This is a genomic window from Phenylobacterium haematophilum (genome assembly GCF_014196295.1).
In the GTDB taxonomy this organism is placed as follows: domain Bacteria; phylum Pseudomonadota; class Alphaproteobacteria; order Caulobacterales; family Caulobacteraceae; genus Phenylobacterium; species Phenylobacterium haematophilum.
Genome location: NZ_JACIDK010000001.1, coordinates 707,175 through 727,105, shown reverse-complemented (window position 1 = coordinate 727,105; position 19,931 = coordinate 707,175). Strand labels below are relative to the sequence as shown.

Sequence of the window (19,931 nt, the reverse complement as noted above, 5' to 3'; positions counted from 1 at the left end):
GCGCCTTCCTGCTCGCGCTGTCGATCATGACGGTCGCCATCAACTCCGGCCGCCTGCAATCGCCGCAGGACCGCTACGCCGACGGCGTGGTGCGGGCAGGGGTCATCGCCACCATGTTCTGGGCGATCGTCGGCATGACCGCCGGCGTGTTCATCGCCGCCCAGCTGTCGTGGCCGAACCTGCTGTATTTCCCTGAGCAAGGCTGGCTGAACTTCGGCCGCCTGCGTCCGGTGCACACCTCCGGCGTAATCTTCGCGTTCGGCGGCAACGCCCTGATCGCCACCTCCTTCTACGTGGTCCAGCGCACCTGTCGCGCCCGGCTGGCCGGCGGAGTCTGGCCCTGGTTCGTGTTCTGGGGCTACCAGCTGTTCATCGTGTTGGCGGCGGTCGGGTACGTGGCCGGCATCACCCAATCCAAGGAATACGCCGAGCCGGAATGGCTGGTCGATCTCTGGCTGACCATCGTCTGGGTCGCATACTTCCTGGTCTTCCTGGGTACGATCTGGAAGCGCAAGGAGCCGCATATCTATGTGGCCAACTGGTTCTACCTGGCCTTCATCGTCACCATCGCGCTGCTGCACATCGTCAACAATCTGGCCGTTCCGGTTAGTCCGCTGAACAGCCGCAGCTACTCGCTGTTCGCCGGGGTGCAGGACGCCCTGCTGCAGTGGTGGTACGGCCATAACGCGGTCGGCTTCTTCCTGACCGCCGGCTTCCTGGCGATGATGTACTACTTCGTGCCCAAGCGCGCGGAGCGGCCGGTCTATTCGTACCGCCTGTCGATCGTCCACTTCTGGTCGCTGATCTTCATCTACATCTGGGCCGGCCCGCACCACCTGCACTACACGGCGCTGCCGCAGTGGGCGCAGACGCTGGGCATGACCTTCTCGATCATGCTGTGGATGCCGTCCTGGGGCGGGATGATCAACGGCCTGATGACCCTCTCGGGGGCGTGGGACAAGCTGCGCACCGACCCGGTCATCCGGATGATGGCCGTCGCGATCGCCTTCTACGGCATGGCCACGTTCGAGGGCCCGCTGATGTCGATCCGCGAGGTCAACGCGCTCAGCCACTACACCGACTGGACCATCGGCCACGTGCATTCCGGCGCGCTCGGCTGGGTCGGCTTCATCACCTTCGGCGCCGTCTACTGCATGGTCCCGTGGCTGTGGAAGAAGGACGGCCTCTACTCGCTGAAGCTGGCCGAGTGGCACTTCTGGATCGCGACCCTCGGCATCCTTCTCTACATCTGCGCGATGTGGGTTTCCGGGATCATGGAAGGCCTCATGTGGCGCGAATACACGCCGCAGGGCTTCCTCGCGAACTCCTTCGTCGAAACCGTCGCCGCCAAGCATATCGAGAACGTCATCCGCACCCTGGGCGGAGCCATGTTCCTCGCCGGCGCGGTGATCATGTCCTACAACCTGTGGCGTACGATCCGCATGCCCAGCTCTGCGCCCAGCGCCCAGAGCCTGAGCGGTCCCGCCCCCGCGCTCGTCGCGGCGCAGTAAGGCGAGGCCGACCATGTGGAAGCACCACACCAAGCTTGAGAAGCATTCCCTACCGCTGGTCATCGCGATCCTGATCGTGGTGTCCATCGGGGGCATCGTCGAGATCGCGCCGCTGTTCTGGCTCGAAAGCACCGTCGAGGAGGTGGAGGGCGTGCGGCCTTACACCCCGCTCGAATTGGCGGGGCGCGACATCTACATCCGCGAGGGCTGCTACACCTGCCACTCGCAGATGGTCCGCCCGCTGCGCGACGAGGTCGAACGCTACGGCCACTACAGCCTGGCGGCCGAGAGCATGTACGACCACCCGTTCCAGTGGGGTTCCAAGCGCACGGGCCCCGACCTGGCGCGGGTCGGCGGCAAGTACTCGGACGGCTGGCACAAGGATCACCTCGTCGATCCGCGATCGGTCGTGCCGGAGTCGGTCATGCCGCCCTACGCCTTCCTGGCCGAGAAGGCGCTCGACTACCGCGACATCCAGGACAAGATCCGCGCGATGACCAAGGTCGGCGTGCCCTACACCCAGGACATGATCGACAACGCCAAGGACGACCTGGAGACCCAGGCCGATCCGTTCGCGGCGGCCAGCAAGTTCCAGGCCCGCTACGGCGGCAAGGTCATCCAACGCGACTTCGACGGCGAGCCGGACCGGCTGTCCGAAATGGACGCCCTGATCGCCTACCTGCAGATGCTCGGCACGCTCGTCGACTTCAGCACCTACGAGGCCAAGGCCCCGGAGAACCGTCGATGAGCGACCTGACTTACGAGACCGTCGCGCGCTTCGCCCAGCAAGGCGGCCTGATCTACTTCGGGCTGATCTTCGCCTGCGGCGTCGTCTACGCGCTCTGGCCGCGCAACCGCGAGGCGTTCAACCGCCTCGCCAGCCTTCCCTTGCAAGATGATGAGGCTCCCGATGTCCAAGCGTGAAGCCGACGAGGTCACGGGCGTCGAAACCACGGGACACGAGTGGGACGGGATCCGTGAACTGGACAACCCGCTGCCGCGCTGGTGGCTCTATATGTTCTGGGCCGGCATCGCTGTGGCGGCGGTCTACTGGGTGCTGATGCCGGCCTGGCCCGGGGTCCGCAGCTATACCCAGGGCGTGCTCGGGCAGTCGGACCGCGCCGATGTGGTCGTCGCCCTTAACGACCTGAAGACCCTGCGCGGGGAACAGGCCGCCCGCCTGAAGACCGCGAGCCTCGAGGAGATCGAGCGCGATCCGGAACTGCAGGCCTACGCCCAGCAGGTCGGCCAGTCGGTGTTCGGGGACAACTGCGCGACCTGCCACGGCACGGGCGGCGTCGGGACCAAGGGCTACGCCAACCTGCGCGACGACGTCTGGTTGTGGGGCGGTTCGTTGGAGGACATCCGCCACACCATCGAGGTCGGCATTCGCGCGGACCATCCGCAGACGCGGTTCTCGCAGATGCCGGCCTTCGGTCGCGACCAGATGCTGACCGCCGCGGAGGTCTCGGACCTGACGGAGTACGTCGTGGCGCTGTCCGGCCGGCCGGCCAACGCCGCGGCCGTGCGCCGCGCCGCGCCGATCTACCAGACCCAGTGCGTGGCCTGTCACGGCCCGACCGGGACGGGCGACCAGAAGCAGGGCGCTCCGAATCTGACCGACCAGGAGTGGCTGTACGGCTCCGCGCGGGCCGACATCCACGCCCAGATCTGGAACGGCCGCAACGGGGTCATGCCCAGCTGGAAGGCCCGGTTCGATCCGGAAACCCTGAAGGCGCTCGCCGTCTACATCCACGCCAACGCCGGAGGCCAGTAGGGCCATGACCGTCGTCATAGACAGGACCCGAGCTTCCGCCCCCAAGCACGAAGCGGGTCCCGTCTCGGCCGCCGCCCGGGCTCGCAAGAGCGCCGATCCGGGCGGCGGCCTCTACAAGCCGCGCGCGCCGATCTATCCCAAGCTGGTCCACGGCCGCTGGCGCGCGATCAAGTGGGCGGTGATGATCGTCACCCTGGCGATCTACTACATCACCCCGTGGATCCGCTGGGATCGGCCAGGCGTGCTGCCGGACCAGGCCGTGCTGGTCGATTTCGCCGGCCGCCGGTTCTACTTCTTCGACATCCAGCTCTGGCCGCAGGAGGTGCACTTCATCACCGGCCTGCTGGTGCTGTCGGCGCTGGCGCTGTTCCTGGTGACCGCGCTGTTCGGCCGGCTGTGGTGCGGCTACGCCTGTCCGCAGACGGTCTGGACCGACCTGTTCATCTATGTGGAGCGGCTGTTCGAGGGCGACCGCAACGCGCGCATGCGCCTGGACGCCGCGCCGTGGTCGCTGAACAAGGCCTGGCGCAAGATCGGCAAGCACGCGACCTGGCTGGGCATCGCGTTCGCCACCGGCGGGGCCTGGATCTTCTACTTCCACGACGCGCCCAGCCTGTTGCGGGATTTCTGGATCGGGCAGGGACCGGTCACCGGGTACGTGTTCTGCGTCCTGCTTACCTTCACGACCTATATCTTCGCCGGGACCATGCGCGAGCAGGTCTGCATCTACATGTGCCCGTGGCCGCGCATCCAGGGCGCGATGCTCGACGCCAACTCACTGCAGGTGACCTATCGCTACGACCGCGGTGAGCCGCGCGGCGCGCACAAGAAGAGCGCCGGCTGGGAAGGCCGCGGCGACTGCGTCGACTGCCACCAGTGCGTCACGGCCTGTCCGATGGGCATCGACATCCGCGACGGCGCGCAACTGGAATGCATCAACTGCGGCCTCTGCATCGACGCCTGCGACGAGATCATGCTGAAGGTCGACCGGCCCAAGGGGCTGATCGCCTACGACACCGACGCGGCCGTCGAGGCGCGGGCGGCCGGCAAGCCGGCGGTTTATCGCCTGATCCGCTCGCGCACCGTGTTCTACGCGGTCGCCCTGGCGGTCGTCGGCGCGCTGATGACCTGGGGTCTGCTGAACCGTCCGAGCCTGGACGTCCACGTCCTGCACGACCGCAACCCCGTGTTCGTGCGGCTGCACGACGGGGCGGTGCGCAACGGCTACACGATCAAGATCGCCAACCGGACCTTCCAGGCCCAGACCTACACGGTCGCCTTTGACGGGCCCAAGGGCGCGATCCTGAAGACGCCGGGCGACGCCGCCAGCGGAGACATTCTGAAGGTCGAGGTTCCGGCCAACGAGGTGCGCGCCGTGCGCGTGTTCGTAACCCTGCCGCCGGAGGCCATCGACGCCGCCAACATGTCCACCGCCTTCGTCGTCGCCACGTCGGCGACCCAGGCGCGCACCGAGACCACCTTCCTGTCAGGAGCTGCGAACGCGCCATGACCGACCGCGCCGTGAAGAAGCCGTTCCGGGTCACCGGGTGGCACGTGCTGTTCTCCGTCGTCGCCTTCTTCGGGGTGGTGATCGCGGTCGACAGTCTGTTCCTTGTGCTGGCCTATCGCTCGCACCCGGGCCAGGTGTCGGTGACCCCCTATGAGGACGGGCTGGCCTACAACCGCGCCGTCGCGCAGCGCCGGGCCCAGGCGGCGATGGGCTGGACCGCGACGGCGGCGACGGACGCCAGAGGCGTCGTGGTCGAGGTCGCCGACGCCCAGGGCCAGCCGGTCTCCGGCCTGAAACTGACCGGGCTGCTGCGGCGGCCGGCCACCGAGGCAGGCGAACTGCCGCTGAAGTTCGAAGAGGCCGCGCCCGGCCGCTATCGCGCTCCTGCCAAGCCCGCCGCGGGGGCCTGGGACGTACACGTCCAGACGCAGGGCCAGGTCTTCCAAGCGGAGCGCCGACTGACATGGCCATGACCGCCGCCGATCGCCACGACTACTCCGCCTTCCTGCGCCCATCGGAGAGCGGCGGCCGTTCGCTGGAACTGCTGGTCAAGGGCGCGCGCTGCGCGGCCTGTCTCTCCAAAATCGAGACCGAGGTCCGGGCTCTGCCCGCGGTGGAGTCGGCGCGGCTGAACCTGACGACCGGCAAGCTGACCGTCGGCTTCGCGCCGGGCGCCGGCGACCCGAGCCTGGTGCTCGAGCGCCTCGACGGGCTCGGCTATCCGGCGACGCTCTACGATCCCGGCAAGGCCGCGGCCGCCCGGGACGCCGAGGGCCGCAAGCTGACCCTGGCGCTCGGCGTCGCGGCCTTCGGGGCCGGCAACGCCATGATGTTCTCGGTGCCGATCTGGGCCGGGCTGTTCGGCCAGGAGCTCGGCCCGGCCACCCGCACCCTGATGATGTGGATGAGCGGCGTGATCGGCGCGCCGTGCGCCGTCTACGCCGGCATGCCGTTCTTCGAGTCCGCCTGGCGCTCGCTGCGCTCCGGGCGCGCCAACATGGATGTGCCGATCTCGATCGGGGTGATCCTGACGCTGGTGATCTCGTTCATCGAGACGGTGCTGCGCGGCCGCGACGCGTACTTCGACGCGGCGGTGACGCTACTGTTCCTGCTGCTCATCGGCCGCTGGCTCGATCACCGGCTGCGCGCCAGCGCGCGGAGCGCCGCCGCCGACCTCCTCGCGATGCAGGCGCCGTCCGCGACCCTGGTCGCAGAGGGCGGGGCCGAGCGCCGCATCCCGCTTAGCGAAGTTGCGCCCGGAGACGAGCTGATCGTCCGTCCGGGCGAGCGGATCCCGGTCGACGCCGTGATCGCCGCTGGAGTCTCCGAACTCGACAAGTCGATGCTGACCGGCGAGACGTTGCCGGTTCGCGTGGCGGCCGGCGAACCCTGCCAGGCCGGGGCGCTTAACCTGGGCGGCGTGCTGCGGCTGCGTGCGGTGGCCCGCTCGGAAGACTCCGCCGTCGCGGCGATCGCCCGCCTGGTCGAGGCCGGGGCGCAGTCACGCTCGAAGTACGTGCAACTGGCCGATAGGGCGGCGGCGCTCTATGTCCCGGTCATCCATACGGCGGCGGCGCTGACCTTTGTCGGCGTCTGGGCGCTGGGCCTGGGGCCGCGCGAGGCGCTGTTGCGCGCTGTGGCCGTGCTGATCATCACCTGCCCCTGCGCGCTGGGGCTGGCGGTCCCGGCGGTGCAGGTGACCGCCTCGGCGCGGCTGTTCCGGCGCGGGATCCTGGTCAAGTCCGGCGCGGCGCTGGAGCGGCTGGCCGAGGTCGACCATATCGTGCTCGACAAGACCGGCGTGCTGACCGAGGGCAGGCCGCAGCTGATCGACCCGGTTCCGGCCGCCATCGCCATGGCTGCGCCGCTCGCCAAGGCCTCGGCCCACCCGCTGTCGCGCGCGCTGGCCGCTTATGCGGGGCCGACCCTGTTGGCTGACGACGTCGTGGAGACGCCAGGGCAGGGGGTCGAGGGCCTGATCGGCGGACGCCGCGCCCGGCTTGGCCGCGCGAGTTTCGTCGGCGTCGCCGGTGCGCCGGCCAGCGAGACGGAACTCTGGTTCGGAATCGAAGGCGAGACCAAGATCCGCTTCGTGTTCGCCGATCAGTTGCGCGCCGACGCGGCCGCGACGGTGGCGGCCCTGAAGGCGCGGGGCCTGAGCGTCGAGATACTGTCGGGGGACGCTTTCGCGGCGGTGTCGCGGGCGGCCGAGCAGGCCGGGATCGAGGTCTGGCGCGCGGCGCTGACGCCGGCCGAAAAGGCAGCGCTCGTCGCCGAACGCACGGCGGAAGGCCGCAAGGTGCTGATGGTCGGCGACGGGCTGAACGACGCCGCCGCGTTGGCCGGAGCGCACGCGGGCATGGCGCCGGGCACAGCGCTCGACGCCAGCCAGAACGCCGCCGACCTGGTGTTCTCGGGCGAACGGTTAGAGGCGGTCGTCGAGGCGATCGATGTTGCGCGCTCGGCCCGTCGGCGGGCGCTGGAGAACTTCTCGTTCGCGGCTCTGTACAACCTCGTGGCGGCGCCGGCCGCGATGCTCGGCTTCGTCAATCCGTTCGTCGCGGCCCTAGCGATGTCCGGCTCGTCGCTGGTCGTGACCCTGAACGCCCTACGCACGGGGGCGGGGAGACCCTGATGGATATCCTGATGTTCCTGGCCCCGGCCTCAGTGGCTCTGGCGCTGGTCGGTCTCGGCGCGTTCTGGTGGACGCTGCGCAGCGGTCAGTACGAAGACCCGGTTGGCGACGCGTCGCGGATCCTGGTGGATCACGATCAGCCCGATTGACGGATATCACGGCGGGCTGCGGCGGAGCAGGCGAGAAGTCCTGAGAGACACGACAGGAGCCGCCCGTGACACTCACCGCGCTCAGAGACCCCCAGGCGCTGGCCGACCTCGTCGCCCGCTTCGACGGCCGCGCCCCGCGCTACACCAGCTATCCGACCGCCGTGCAGTTTACGCCGGACGTCGGGGAGGCGGCCTACCGGCGCTGGCTGGCGGACCTGCCCGCGGGTGATCCGGTCTCGCTCTACATGCACATCCCGTTCTGCGCGCGGCTGTGCTGGTACTGCGGGTGCAACACCCGGGCCGTGAACCGGCATGAGCCGATCGCGGCCTATGTCGGCAAGCTGCTCGATGAGCTCCGGCTGCTGGGGCAAGCGCTGCCGTCAAAGCTGCCGGCCAACGCCCTGCACTTCGGCGGCGGGACCCCGAACATGCTGGCGGTCGAGGAACTCGACGTGCTGTTCGCCGCCCTTGGCGAGGTGTTCGAGCTTGCACCCGACATCGAGGTGGCGACCGAGATCGATCCGCCGGCGCTGACCCGCGACTGGGTCATGGCCTGCGCCGGCCACGGCCTGCGGCGCGCGAGCCTGGGCGTGCAGAACCTCGACCCGCAGGTCCAGGCCGCCGTCGACCGCAAGGGCACCATCGAGGAAGCGGCCCGCTGCGTCGGCTGGCTCCGCGAGGCCGGCGTCACCTCGATCAATTTCGACCTGATGTACGGCCTGCCGCACCAGACCACCGCCAACACGCTGGCGACTATCGACGCGGTTCTGGGGCTACGGCCCGAACGGCTGGCGCTATTCGGGTACGCTCACGTCCCGTGGATGAAGTCGCACCAGCAACTGATCGCTGAAGACGCGCTGCCGGGGCCGGCCGAGCGCCTCGACCAGAGCGAGACCGCGGCCGATCGACTGATCGCCGAGGGTTATGTCCGCATCGGCCTGGATCACTTCGCCCTGCCGAGCGACGAACTTGCGATCGCCTTGGCCGAGGGCCGGCTGCGCCGGAACTTCCAAGGCTACACGACCGACGCCGCCAAGACCCTGATCGGCATGGGCGCGTCGGCCATCGGCGCCTTCCCGCAAGGCTTCGTGCAAAATGTAACGAGAGAACTCGACTGGCGCGCGGCGCTGGAGCGCGGGGAGTTGCCGGTCGCCCGCGGCGTGGCGATCACCGACGAGGACCGGTTCCGCGGCGAGATCATCGAGCGGCTGATGTGCGACTTCGCTGTCGACCTGCATGCCATGTGCGCCCGGCACGGCCGCTCTTTGGCCGACCTGGCGCTGATCCTGGCCCGGCTTGAGCCGTTCCGGCGCGAAGGCCTGTTGCAGGCCGAAGCCGGCCGCGTCGATGTGGTCGGACACGGCCGGCTGGTCATCCGCTCGATCTGCGCGGCGGTGGACGCCTACTTCGACGCCCAGCAAGGCCGGCACGCCAAGGCGTTGTGAGGGGAGAACTGTAGAGGTGAAAAGTCAGGCGGCGGCGAGGTCTTCAAGGGCCTCGCGGTCGCGGACGCGGAAGCGGCGGCAGCTTTCGAACTCGACCACGCCGGAGGACTGCAACTGGGTGATCATCCGAGACACCGTCTCGATGGTGAGACCCAGATAGTCCGCCATGTCCTGGCGGCCCATGGCCAGCTCGACGGCGGTCTCGCCGCGACGCTGGGCCAGGCCGAGCAGGAAGCTGGCGACCCGCTCGCTGGCGCTTTTGCGGACCAGGAGGGTCAGGTGCTCGCGGGCGCTTTCAAGGTCACGCACGGTGGCGTCCCACATCAGGTCTTTGAGCTCTTCCTCGCCGCCTGCGGCCAGAATCGCCTGCCGGCTGGCGGCCAGGATCACGCAATCGCTGAGCGCTTCGGCGGCCATGCTGTGGCTGCCGGTCGTCTCCAGCCCGAACACGTCGCCGGGATAGTAGAAGTCGCCGATCGGGCGGCGGCCGTCGGCCATGAAGCGCGAGGTGCGCACCGTGCCGCTGATCATGCGATAGACCAGATCGGCGCGCTCGCCCTGGCCATAGATCTCTTCGTCCTTGGCGAAGGTCATCGGCACGCCGATCCGGCTGATCAGGTCGTGGTCTTCACGGAGGATCGTTTCGCTGCAAATCATACCCAACTCCCGATGACCTTTGACTAGGACGGGGCGGGCAGGCGGAAAATTTCGGATCGTCCCTTACGGGTGCGCCCTTACGTACTCCTACGGAGGTCAGTTCACACGGCGGGTGCGGCCGGCCCAGTAAGGCTCGCGCAGCTCGCGGCGCAGGATCTTGCCCGAGGCGTTGCGGGGCAGGGCCTCGATGAAGTCCACGCTCTTGGGGACCTTGAAGCCGGCGATGCGGGTGCGGGCGAAGGCGATGATGTCCTCTGGATCGGGGCTGGTCCCAGGCTTCGGCGCGACGATGGCTTTCACCGACTCGCCCCACTTGTCGTCGGGCACGCCGATCACCGCGACCTCGGCGACGTCCGGGTGGCCATAGACGGCGCTCTCGACCTCGGCCGGATAGATGTTCTCGGCCCCAGAAATGATCATGTCCTTCACCCGGTCGTGGATGAAGAGGTAACCGTCCTCGTCGAGGTAGCCGGCGTCGCCGGTGCGCAGCCAGCCGTCGGCGGCCACGGTCGCGGCGGTCGCTTCGGGCAGCCGCCAATAGCCGGCCATGTTTGAGACCGAGCGGACGGCGACCTCGCCGACGGTGTTCGGCGGCAGGCTGGCACCGGTCTCGTCGACCACCTTGATCTCGACCCCCGGCATCGGCAGGCCCGCGGCGCGCATCCGAGCGTTGCCGGCGGGATCATGGTCTTCCGGCGGCAGGTAGACGATCGTGCCGCAGGTCTCGGTCATGCCGTACTGCTGGACGAATCCGCAGCCGAACACCTCCATGCACTCGCGCAGCAGGTCCAGCGGGATCGGGCTGGCGCCGTAGAGGATGTATTTCAGACGCGAATAGTCGACCTCGCGCGCCCGCGGCTGGCGCACCACGATCTGCAGCGCGGCCGGCACCATGAACATCTTCGAGATGCGGTCATGCTCAATGTAGTCGAGCACCTTGAACGGATCGAACTCGCGCGCGACGACGCCCTTGGCGCCATTCACCAGGCCGACGATGCCCCATCCAGTGCCGCCGATATGGCCCACCGGCATGGCGACGAGGCTGATGTCTTCCGGGTCCCACTGGTTCCAGGCCATCGGCGACTCCTGAGCCCGCCGTCGGCCGCCCAGGATGTTGAGGTGGCTGAGCATCGCGCCCTTCGGGCGGCCCGTGGTGCCCGAGGTGTAGAGCTGGACGGCGACGTCGCGCTCGTCGATCTGGATGGCCGGATCGCGGGGGGCTTGCGCGTCGCGCCATGCCTCGTAGGTCGGCCACTCGCCGGCGCCGGGCTCCATGGCCACGACCTTCATGTCGGGCAGTTCGGCGGCGACCTTCCGGGCGGTGTCGAGAGCCTCGGGGCCGACGAACAGCATCCTAGCCTGGGCGTCGCCGGCGATGTAGGCGACCTCGGGCGGGGCCAGCCGCCAGCCGATCGGGGCCATGATCACCCCGATCTTGGCGGCGCCGAACAACAGTTCGAAATAGTGGTCGCTGTTCTTGCCGAGATAGGCGATGCGGTCGCCCTTCTTGAGACCCTCAGCGAGCAGCGCCTGGGCCGCCTGATTGCTGGCGGCGTCGAACTGGGCGTAGGTCGTCTCCCGCCCCTCGAAGGTCAGGGCGACGGCGTCCGGCCGCTCGCGGGCGTGGAAGCGCGGCGCGTCAGCCAGGGTCGGGATGGCGTTGAAGTCCACGGACGTTGGAGCCACGGGCGGCCTCCCTAGAGCCCGAGCACCAGGCGGGCGATGATGTCCCGCTGGATCTCGTTGGAGCCGCCGTAGATCGAGGCGGCGCGATTATTCAGGTAACGGGGCATCGCGGTCAGGACGGCGTCCGGCCCGATCGGCGTAATGTTCGACCCGGCTTCGCGGGCGGCCGGCTGGTCGGGCGCGGCGTAGACGCCGGCGACCTGCAGCAGCAGTTCGTCGATGCGCTGCATGGCTTCGCCGCCCTGGGTCTTCAACATCGAGGAGGCGGGGCCGGGGTTTTTGCCGGACGACAACTCGGCGAGGATCCGTTGCTCGGAGACCTCGATGGACTGAACGGCGATCTCGGTCTCCACCAGCTGGCGGCGGAAGCTCGCCTCATCCAGCAGGCCGGCGTCACGGGCGGTTTTGCGCAGCCGTTCCAGCATGACCTTCAGGCCCGGCGCCGAGCCGCCGCCGCGTTCGAACTCGAGCAGGTACTTGGCGACCGTCCAGCCCTGGTTCTCCTCCCCCAGCCGCCCGGAGACCGGGACCCGGACGTTCTCGAAGAACACCTCGTTGACCTCGTGCTCACCGGCCAGGGTGATGATCGGGCGGACCTTGATCCCTGGCGTCTGCATGTCGAGCAGCAGGAAGGTGATCCCGGCCTGCGGCTTGCCCTCGGCCAACGTCCGGACCAGGCAGAACATGCGGTTTGCCCAATGCGCATGAGTGGTCCACAGCTTCGACCCATTCAGGACGTAGTCGTCGCCGTCGCGTTCGGCGCGCAGCTGCAGCGCGGCCAGGTCCGAACCTGCGCCGGGTTCGGAATAACCCTGGCACCAGTAGTCCTCGCCGGACAGGATTCGGGGCAGGTAGTGGGCCTTCTGCGCCTCGCTGCCATAGCCCATGATCACCGGCCCGACCATGCGCAGGCCCATTGGGGCGAGGCTGGGCGCGCCGGCCCGGGCGCATTCGGCCGCGAAGATGTGCCGCTGCATCTCGTTCCAGCCGGGGCCGCCGTAGGCCTTGGGCCAACTCGGCGCGGCCCAGCCCTTGGCGTGCAGGATCTTCTGCCAGGGCAGACTGTAGCGCTTGTCGATGAAGACGCTGGTGGCGCGGCGTCCGGCCTCCCGCAGATCGGGGAGAAGCGCCTCCTCCAGGAAGGCGCGCACCTCGTCGCGGAAGGCCAGTTCTTCGGCGGTCAGATCCAGGTTCACTTGGCGGGCGTCCTAGAAACGTCCGCGCAGGGTAACGCCGTAAGTCCGCGGCGGCGCAAGGAAAGTCGCGAAGGTGCCGGTCTGCAGCGGTTGGTCGACGACGACCTGGTTGTAGTCCTCGTCGGTCAGATTCTGGGCCCAGAGCTCGGCCGACCAACGCTCATCCTGGCTGGCCAGAACCAGGCGGGCGTTGACCAGGGTCAGCGGCGGCTGGGACTTCAGCGGGTCGAGGTTGGAGCCGGTGTTGTACTCCGAGGTGTACTTGGCCGAAAGGCTGGCCCGGAATTCGAGGGTCTCGTTGACCGGGCGCTCGTAGCTGACGGTTCCGGCCGCCGACCATAGCGGCGCGTAGGAGAGGCGGGTGTTCGGCAGGCGCGGCGAGATGCCGGCTGGCGGGACGAAGTCGCCGAACTGGGTCTCTGCGTAGGTCGCACCGCCCGAGAAGCTGAGGCCCTCGATCGGCGGGCGCCACATCAGGTCGACGTCTACGCCGCGCGAGATCACTTCCGGGATCGAGGCCACCAGCCAGCTGATGCCTGTGTAGGTGTTGAGCTGGAAGTCCTCGTAGGTCTGGTGGAACAGGGCGGCGTTGGCGACCAGGCCGTAGTCGGCGGTGTTGGTCTTCACGCCGAACTCGTAGCTGACCACAGTTTCCGCCGGGAAGCTGGTGTCGGGATTGATCACCCCGGCGGCCAAGCGCGCGCGATCGAGATTGAAGCCGCCGCTCTTGAAGCCTTCGGCGTAGGAGGCGTAGGCCATCACCCCCTCGTTGAAGCGATAGCTGGCCTTGAGGGTTCCGCTCCAGCGGCCCTCGCTCTGGTCCTGGTTGGTGACCACGTTGTTGAAGGCGGGGTCGGAGTGGGGAGCGCAGATCGCTCCGCGAGCGGCGGCCGGAATAGGTCGCACCAGCGCTGCGGCGCAGGCGTTGGCCGGCGCGGAGTTGGTGTAGTGGCTGCGGACCGACTTCTCGTCGTCGGAGTAGCGCAGGCCCATGGTCAGCTCGAGCGCCTCGGTGACCTTCCAGCTGTTGTTGGTGAACAGCGCCCAGCCCTTGGAGCTGTGGTCATAGCTGTCGCGCGGCCCCGCGCCGGCCGGGAAGTTGGTTCCGAACGGCAGGCCGGTCAGCGCCGAGACGAAGGCCGGGTTGGGGCTGCCGGTCGCCGCCGACAGCAACAGGCCGAAATAGGGCTCGTAGGCGCTGCCGAAGGTGGTGGCCGCGGCGGCCGTCAGGTCCTCGTCCGAATAGAAGGCGCCGATCAGCCAGTTCACCGTCTCGGTGGCCCCGGCCAGGCGAACTTCCTGCGAGAATGCTTTGATCTGATTGAAGCTCGAGCCGTCGGCCGGGCGATACCAGATGTCCGCCGACGAGAAGTCGATGTCCGAGCCGTTCTCCGCCCGCCAGTCGCGGTAGGCGGTGATTGAGGTCAGGACCATGTCGTCGTTGATGTCCCAGTCGATCTGCGCCGAGACGCCCTGGTCAATGATCTTCGAGCCCATGTCGCGGTTGGCGTTGGCGATCCGCGCGCCGGGGGTCGGCGGGCGCAGGACGCCTTCGTCGGCGGCCAGGGCGTCGACCAGCGCGGCGGTCGGGCCGGCGACGGTGACGAAGTTCACGCAGCAATGCTCGTCACGGTTCGAATAGTCGGCCAGCAGCTTGATGCTGAGGGCCTCGGTCGGTGTGAACAGCAGCTGGCCGCGGATGGTGTAGTAGTTCTGGTCGGTGTCGTCGGTGCGGGTGCGCGGCCCGGCCGCGACGTGGACGTCGGCGAAGCCGTCGCGCTCGCGCTTGGCCGCGTACAGGCGCCCGGCCAGCTTGTCGGCAACGATCGGGCCGGTGACGCTGCCGGCCACGCCGAGCGCGCCATAGTTGCCGACCGTCAGTTCGCCCGCCGCTTCGAAGTCGAACGAGGGGGCCTTGGTCAGGACGTTTATGACGCCCGCCGACGTATTCTTGCCGAACAGCGTGCCTTGCGGACCCTTGAGGATCTCGACGCGCTCCAGTTCACCGAGATCGCCGAAGGCCACGCCGCTGCGGGCGCGATAGACGCCGTCGATGACCGTGCCGACCGACGATTCCAGGCCTGGGTTGTCGCCGATGGTGCCGACGCCGCGAATCCGGGCCGACGTCTGCGCCTCGCTGGTCGACGAGGTCACGCTGAGGCCCGGGGCGAGGACCTGCAGGTCCTTGATGTCCCGAACGCCCGCATCCTGAAGTTGCCGTTGCGGAAGGGTGGTGACCACGATCGGCACGTCCTGCAGGTTCTGCTCGCGCTTCTGGGCCGTGACCACGAGTTCGGCGACGGTCCCCGATTCCTGTGCGATGGCTGGACCTGCCGCGCAGGCGAGCGCGATCACCGCCCACGAGGCGGTCGTCAGTGCTTGTTTCATCATCCCTCCCGTCGCCGGCCGCGCCGGCGAAGCGTTCTTGCACGTCGCCGTCTTGTCGCGGCGAGGCGGGAATGCTTGCAGAACCAGGCTTTGAGGGACAAGCTAACGGATGTGATAGGCGCCGCAGGGGAGGCAGGCCGTCGTGGCGTTGAGCGCTGAGTCTCACGAGGAGTACGAGCTGATCGAGGCCTTGGCGGGGCAGGTCCGCGACGGTGGCCGCGAGATCGGCCTGCCCTATGTCGCAGTCAGCGCCGACATCGGCGATCCTGAGCCGATGCGCGACCGGCATGGCCGGCCGTTCGCCGAGACGCTGTTTCAGTGGCTCGACCCTGGATTGCAGTACTGGAAGGATCGAGGCTTCGCCCTGCGCTCGACCTTCGTGCTCGCATGCCGCTACACGGCCGAGCCCTTCTACTTTCAGGACGGACGCTTCGGGGCCTGGCGGCCGTCGCGCCGACTGGCGGCGATCGACGTGGTGCAGAGCGCCGAGACGGTGGAGATCGGCACGGCGATCATCGCGCCGGCGCATCTGCCCGGCGGGGTGATCGGGGCGATCGTCTGGGCTTCGCCCGAGGTCTTCGACGTGCGGCCGGTGTTCGAACAGCGCGCGGCCGAGCTGTCGGTCCTCTCACTGCGCTTCATGGCCGCCTACAATGACCGCGGCCCGTCCCCGAACGGCCTCGTCCACCTGACTCGTCGCGAAATCCAGTGTCTTAAGTGGGCGGCCAAGGGCAAGACGGACGGCGAGATCGCCGAGATCGTGAAGATTTCGATGCCGACGGTCCGCTTCCACATGCGCAACGCCGCCGACAAGATGGGCGTGGCGGGCCGGCCGCAGGCGGTCCACCGCGCCTCGGTGCTTGGCTATGTCGGCGAGCGCCGTCCCACCGGTCGCGCCTGAAAGGTCCGCCTTCGTCGCGCCGAACGTCGGTTTGGTCGTGCTTGCCGCGATGAAATCAGTTTTGGGCGACGACGCGTCGCCTGGGCGGCCCTGGGCGTTAGGGTCTTCACCGCGGCGCAAGGCTGGAGACTTCAGAATGATGCATGCGATCTACGCTCTGGCGCTCGCGCTGACGTCGGCGGGCGCGCTGGCCGAGCGGCCGACCACGCCGCTGATGGTTCACAGCAGCGGACTGCCGGTCACCGAAGTCACGATCGAAGGTCACGGCCCTTATCGGTTCGTGATCGACACCGCGGCCAGCAGCACCGTCGTGCTGCCCAGCCTGCACGCCGCCTTGCCGGTGAAGCTCGAGAAGAGGGGCGAATTGGAGGTCAACGGCGCAGCGGGGAGTGCGGAGGTCGCCACCGTCGCTATCCGGACGCTGGACACGCAGGGCCGGCGGTTCACGGGGCTGACCGCGTTCGACATGCCGGCCGGGCCCGTCGATGCGCTGCAGGTCCACGGCATCCTTGGCGCGGACGTGCTCGCCCAAGGGGTGCTCGACGTCGATCTGGCGCAGCGGCGCTGGGCGCTGCGGGATGCGATGCCCAGTCTGCCGATTTCGGCCCAGAATCATCGGACTGCGATCACCCTCGACGACGCATTGGCGCCGCGGGTGACGGTCTGGATCGACAGCTACCCGATCGATGCGGTCGTCGACACCGGCGCGCGGGCGACGATCATCAACTGGCGCGCGGCGAGCCTGCTCGGCTTGACGCCGCAGAGCGAAGGCCTGCGCGCGGGCAGCGCCGTGAAGGGCGTCAGCAGCCATGCGAGCGCCAACGCTGTCCATATCGCCCGCAAGCTGGAGGTGGCGGGGGCGCTCATCGAGAGGCCCGAGCTTCGGATTGCGGACCTGCCGGTGTTCGAGGTGGTCGGGCTGGCCGACAGGCCGGCGATGATCCTGGGCATGGACCAGTTGGGCCGCTACCGCACCATCATCGATTACAAGGGGCTAGAGCTCGTCCTCGTCGCCCCGGCGGGATGAGGCTTGGCGGGACGTGCGGGATACCGATGAGCACTACGTTTACTCCATAGCCCTCCAAAATGAACCATGAAAATCGGCCGGAATCTGCTGAAATCTCAGCAGGTTTCCGGCCGCTTCTGTTTAATCACGCTTGTTTCGCAGGCTTGCGCGAGAAAGCCATGTTCACGGTCGACAGAATAAACGAGGACCGTCATCATAGGCGCATCGCCACGCGAAGGAGCAAGAAAGAGCGAACCGCGCCAGTCGTAAAGGAGCAGAGCCATGGCCGTCGTAATGATAATGAGCGTTGTATTGATCGCAATGCTTTGCGTCGCGGCCTATACGCTCGCGGTCTATGCGCTGCCCTTCATGCTCGGATTGACGGCCGCGCAGTTCGCCTATCAGACCGGCTCCGGCTTGATCGGCGCGGGCTTGGTCGGCTTGGTCGCGGCCGGCGCAGCCTTCGGCGTCCTGGCGCTTCTCTTTGACTCGCTACGCTCCCCGATCCTGCGCCTCGCCGTGGCGCTGATCTTCGCTGCACCCGCTGCCGTGGCCGGCTATGCGCTGGTCCACGGCGTCACCAAGGAATCGGTCCCATCCGAAATCTGGCGGCAAATCTTCTGCATCATCGGCGGCGGCTTTGTCGGGATTTCGGCCTTGCTGCGACTGGCAGCACCTTCGGCCAGCGGACCCACGCCCGTTCGCTAATCCAACGGCGTAATATCAAATTGACCCGGCGCTAAAGCGCCGGGGCTTTGTCACTGGCGACCCTCCGGCTCACTACGGCGCAATTTGGAAGCGCGTTCGCCTCCGGGTCGGCGCGGCTGTCGCCGCGTCGTTCGACACCTACCGCCTGGAAATATGGAGAACCGGGCGCATGGTAGTCCGGCCTGCTGATTTTCTTGTTCGAGAGATTGCTAAGGGCGTTGCCCTCGCGCGGCGCAAGAAAACTCTTTGCCCTTTCGCGGCATAAACGGCCCGCTCCCCGCAAGCGGGTCCCCTCCATTTATTCCACGGTGCCAAAGACTTGTCTGGCACCTTACTACCCCAGTCTCGCCGACGGGCAGGGGTTCAGGAGCGGCGCTTCGCTGCTCTGAACCCAACACCCGAAGGAACAGAGACATGACCAGCGCAACCGACACCAATCCCCGCATCTATGTTGCCTGCCTTGCAGCCTATAACAACGGCTATCTGCATGGTGCCTGGATCGACGCGGATCAGGACGCCGACGACATCAGAGACGAGATTGCCGCGATGCTTGCGCGTTCCCCGATCAAGGGCGCGGAAGAATATGCCATCCATGACTATGAAGGCTTCGAGGGCGTCACCGTCAGGGAATACGCCAGCATCGAGGGCGTGGCGCGGATGGGCGCTTTCATCGCCGAGCACGGCGCACTAGGCGCGGGTTTGCTGGAGCAGTTCGTCGGTGACATCGACCAGGCCGAAAGTGCCTTGCAGGATTGCTATCATGGACAGCACGCGAGCCTTGCGGACTACATGGAGGAGCTGACCGCCGAGAGCGTCACGATCCCCGAAGCCCTGCGCTACTATGTCGATTGGGAGGCAATGGCCCGCGACGCTGAAATGGGCGGCGAGTTCTTCACGATAGAAACAGCACGCGACGAGGTGCATGTCTTTTCCAACAGGTGAGACTTGGGTTGCCTTGCCTGCGCCAGCGGGCAAGGCAACACGCACGACCTCGCAGACTAGTAAAATCACAGAAATGTTGTTAAGAAGAAAATAACTATAAATGTGCGGCCTTCACGAACAACATTCCGTATAACTCCAGCTATATCCAGTGTTGGCGATTCCGGAAACTCTCTATCCGGGCGTTGCCCTGCGCCGTCCGGTATAGGGAGGTGACGCCATGCTTAGCATTGATTGGCGTGCGCCGGCGGCTTACGGGCACGCGAAAGCTATTCCCCCCGCCGGTTTCGCCTGGGAGTATCTTCGTCGCCATGAGGACTATCATCGCGACTTCCAAACAATATCCCAGGTGAAGGAGCCGGCTGGCGACCAGCTTGACGGATTCTCGCAGCGTTGGGGTTTGCGATTTCCCGTGCGATCCCGAAACGCCGCCTGATCGGCAATCCCTGTTCTGGATTCCAAGTCTCCAGCCGCAAGCGGTTCTCTTGTCCCCGGTGCAGCATCGCGACGGGGCGACGGAACCTATAGTGACGCTGGCGCACCTGTCCGGCCTCGACCTACGGCACGCAGCGGATGGGTGGCATGGCATCTGGAATGTGGATGGCGTCGCGCATCAATTCTGGCTGCCCCAGGCCGTGCCCGACGCAGCGGCCTTCTATGCCGTATCCCTTCCGATGGATTCTTTCATGGAGCTTCGCGCCCATGCCGCCCGCCGACTTTGGCGGTCCCTCAATGGGCGAGCGCCCGGCGCGGACTTCCGCACCCTGCCGGCGCAGCTCCGCAAGTTTCATATCCTGTCCCTGCGCGCGCTCGACGCCCGCTTGCGAGGCGAAAGCTATCGCACCATCGCGGAAGTCCTGCTTGGCTTTCGCGGGACCAAGGAGGATTGGGAAGCCGACCCGCGCAAGAACCAGGCCCGCCGATTGGTCGCGCACGGCCTGAAGATGATGAGGGGCGGCTACCGCCTATTGCTGCACTATCCGATCAAATCGCCTGCCGAGTGAAAACCGGCAACGATCAGCGCCCGGCCGCGACCGCCTGTTCCAAGATTCGCCGATAGCCTTCGCGTGAAAGCCATTGGGCGCGGGCAAGGTGACTTTCCCAGCATCGCCGGGTCCGCGCTTCATCGCCGACCGGATCGCGATGCAGCACGATTCGCGCGACTTCCATCCAGTCCGCCCCTTCGGCCTTCGCGTCGAGAAGGCGCAGATAGGTGACGTAATGCCGTTCGTCATAAGGCGTTATGTCGTTTCCCGTTGGGGCTTCGTCGTCCACATCGGGATCGAGTTCGACGGGCACTTGCATGGCCGTTTCCCCGTATCCGAGAGGGTTTGTTCGCGGTGCGCCCCCGCAAACGATGCTCTCTGACTCTGGTGATCGGGGAGTTAGTAACCGTGGTTAGACGGCCCTATGGCCTTTAGCT

20 protein-coding genes are annotated in these 19,931 nt (G+C 67.3%); 15 read left to right on the top strand and 5 right to left on the bottom strand.

What is annotated here, in order from left to right; translation table 11 throughout:
• Positions 1 to 26 precede the first annotated feature (26 nt).
• The 9 genes from ccoN to hemN all read left to right on the top strand — a co-directional run bounded on the left by ccoN (position 27) and on the right by hemN (position 9,027).
• Entirely contained in the window at positions 27 to 1,511 is a 1,485-nt protein-coding gene (gene ccoN, locus GGQ61_RS03655; protein ID WP_246370538.1) for a cytochrome-c oxidase, cbb3-type subunit I, read from the top strand.
• A gap of 13 nt (positions 1,512 to 1,524) precedes the next feature.
• The gene (gene ccoO, locus GGQ61_RS03650) at positions 1,525 to 2,259 is read left to right on the top strand and encodes a cytochrome-c oxidase, cbb3-type subunit II (RefSeq protein ID WP_183769908.1); all 735 of its coding nucleotides are present in this window, start codon (positions 1,525 to 1,527) and stop codon (positions 2,257 to 2,259) included.
• The gene (locus tag GGQ61_RS03645; protein ID WP_183769907.1) at positions 2,256 to 2,435 is read left to right on the top strand and encodes a cbb3-type cytochrome c oxidase subunit 3; all 180 of its coding nucleotides are present in this window, start codon (positions 2,256 to 2,258) and stop codon (positions 2,433 to 2,435) included. Before ccoO ends, GGQ61_RS03645 begins: the two co-directional genes overlap by 4 nt.
• The gene (gene ccoP / locus GGQ61_RS03640; RefSeq protein WP_183769906.1) at positions 2,422 to 3,288 is read left to right on the top strand and encodes a cytochrome-c oxidase, cbb3-type subunit III; all 867 of its coding nucleotides are present in this window, start codon (positions 2,422 to 2,424) and stop codon (positions 3,286 to 3,288) included. Before GGQ61_RS03645 ends, ccoP begins: the two co-directional genes overlap by 14 nt.
• Before the next feature lie 4 nt (positions 3,289 to 3,292).
• Positions 3,293 to 4,798: a cytochrome c oxidase accessory protein CcoG gene (ccoG, locus tag GGQ61_RS03635; RefSeq protein ID WP_183769905.1), complete on the top strand. Its 1,506-nt coding sequence runs from the start codon at positions 3,293 to 3,295 to the stop codon at positions 4,796 to 4,798.
• Complete coding sequence (locus GGQ61_RS03630; protein ID WP_183769904.1) at positions 4,795 to 5,271, top strand: FixH family protein; 477 nt, start codon at positions 4,795 to 4,797, stop codon at positions 5,269 to 5,271. Before ccoG ends, GGQ61_RS03630 begins: the two co-directional genes overlap by 4 nt.
• Positions 5,262 to 7,433, top strand: coding sequence for a heavy metal translocating P-type ATPase (locus tag GGQ61_RS03625; RefSeq protein ID WP_183769903.1), 2,172 nt, complete (start codon positions 5,262 to 5,264; stop codon positions 7,431 to 7,433). The genes GGQ61_RS03630 and GGQ61_RS03625 overlap by 10 nt, the downstream gene beginning before the upstream one ends.
• The gene (gene ccoS, locus GGQ61_RS03620) at positions 7,433 to 7,582 is read left to right on the top strand and encodes a cbb3-type cytochrome oxidase assembly protein CcoS (RefSeq protein ID WP_183769902.1); all 150 of its coding nucleotides are present in this window, start codon (positions 7,433 to 7,435) and stop codon (positions 7,580 to 7,582) included. The genes GGQ61_RS03625 and ccoS overlap by 1 nt, the downstream gene beginning before the upstream one ends.
• A 65-nt stretch (positions 7,583 to 7,647) precedes the next feature.
• Positions 7,648 to 9,027 (top strand): oxygen-independent coproporphyrinogen III oxidase, encoded by a 1,380-nt coding sequence (hemN, locus tag GGQ61_RS03615; RefSeq protein ID WP_183769901.1) that lies wholly within the window; start codon positions 7,648 to 7,650, stop codon positions 9,025 to 9,027.
• Between the two features lie 24 nt (positions 9,028 to 9,051).
• Here hemN and GGQ61_RS03610 read toward each other — a convergent pair whose 3' ends face one another.
• From GGQ61_RS03610 to GGQ61_RS03595, 4 genes are all read right to left on the bottom strand, one after another.
• Positions 9,052 to 9,684 (bottom strand): helix-turn-helix domain-containing protein, encoded by a 633-nt coding sequence (locus GGQ61_RS03610; RefSeq protein WP_183769900.1) that lies wholly within the window; start codon positions 9,682 to 9,684, stop codon positions 9,052 to 9,054.
• 96 nt (positions 9,685 to 9,780) lie between these two features.
• Positions 9,781 to 11,355 carry a fatty acid--CoA ligase gene (locus GGQ61_RS03605; RefSeq protein ID WP_425500970.1) on the bottom strand — a complete coding sequence of 525 codons (1,575 nt, stop codon included), beginning with the start codon at positions 11,353 to 11,355 and terminating at the stop codon, positions 9,781 to 9,783.
• A gap of 26 nt (positions 11,356 to 11,381) precedes the next feature.
• Positions 11,382 to 12,566 (bottom strand): acyl-CoA dehydrogenase family protein, encoded by a 1,185-nt coding sequence (locus GGQ61_RS03600; RefSeq protein WP_183769898.1) that lies wholly within the window; start codon positions 12,564 to 12,566, stop codon positions 11,382 to 11,384.
• A 12-nt stretch (positions 12,567 to 12,578) separates the two neighbouring features.
• Positions 12,579 to 14,954, bottom strand: a complete 2,376-nt coding sequence (locus GGQ61_RS03595) for a TonB-dependent receptor (protein ID WP_246370437.1) — start codon at positions 14,952 to 14,954, stop codon at positions 12,579 to 12,581.
• A 142-nt stretch (positions 14,955 to 15,096) separates the two neighbouring features.
• Between GGQ61_RS03595 and GGQ61_RS03590 the strand changes: the two genes are divergently transcribed.
• The 6 genes from GGQ61_RS03590 (at position 15,097) to GGQ61_RS03570 (ending at position 19,512) form a co-directional block, all read left to right on the top strand.
• Complete coding sequence (locus tag GGQ61_RS03590) at positions 15,097 to 15,855, top strand: helix-turn-helix transcriptional regulator (protein WP_343056010.1); 759 nt, start codon at positions 15,097 to 15,099, stop codon at positions 15,853 to 15,855.
• Positions 15,856 to 15,991: 136 nt separating this feature from the next.
• Positions 15,992 to 16,882, top strand: coding sequence for an aspartyl protease family protein (locus GGQ61_RS03585; protein ID WP_183769896.1), 891 nt, complete (start codon positions 15,992 to 15,994; stop codon positions 16,880 to 16,882).
• Between the two features lie 261 nt (positions 16,883 to 17,143).
• Positions 17,144 to 17,569 carry a hypothetical protein gene (locus tag GGQ61_RS03580; protein WP_003043905.1) on the top strand — a complete coding sequence of 142 codons (426 nt, stop codon included), beginning with the start codon at positions 17,144 to 17,146 and terminating at the stop codon, positions 17,567 to 17,569.
• A gap of 414 nt (positions 17,570 to 17,983) precedes the next feature.
• Positions 17,984 to 18,511: an antirestriction protein ArdA gene (locus tag GGQ61_RS03575; protein ID WP_046846271.1), complete on the top strand. Its 528-nt coding sequence runs from the start codon at positions 17,984 to 17,986 to the stop codon at positions 18,509 to 18,511.
• A 217-nt stretch (positions 18,512 to 18,728) separates the two neighbouring features.
• On the top strand, positions 18,729 to 18,944 hold the full coding sequence (locus GGQ61_RS22675) for a transcriptional regulator domain-containing protein (RefSeq protein WP_081856739.1): 216 nt from the start codon (positions 18,729 to 18,731) through the stop codon (positions 18,942 to 18,944).
• Positions 18,945 to 19,035: 91 nt separating this feature from the next.
• Positions 19,036 to 19,512, top strand: coding sequence for a DUF2285 domain-containing protein (locus GGQ61_RS03570; RefSeq protein ID WP_202877086.1), 477 nt, complete (start codon positions 19,036 to 19,038; stop codon positions 19,510 to 19,512).
• A 13-nt stretch (positions 19,513 to 19,525) separates the two neighbouring features.
• On the opposite strand, the gene GGQ61_RS03565 is transcribed toward GGQ61_RS03570, so the two are convergent.
• Positions 19,526 to 19,813 carry a DNA -binding domain-containing protein gene (locus GGQ61_RS03565; protein WP_046846272.1) on the bottom strand — a complete coding sequence of 96 codons (288 nt, stop codon included), beginning with the start codon at positions 19,811 to 19,813 and terminating at the stop codon, positions 19,526 to 19,528.
• Positions 19,814 to 19,931 lie beyond the last annotated feature (118 nt).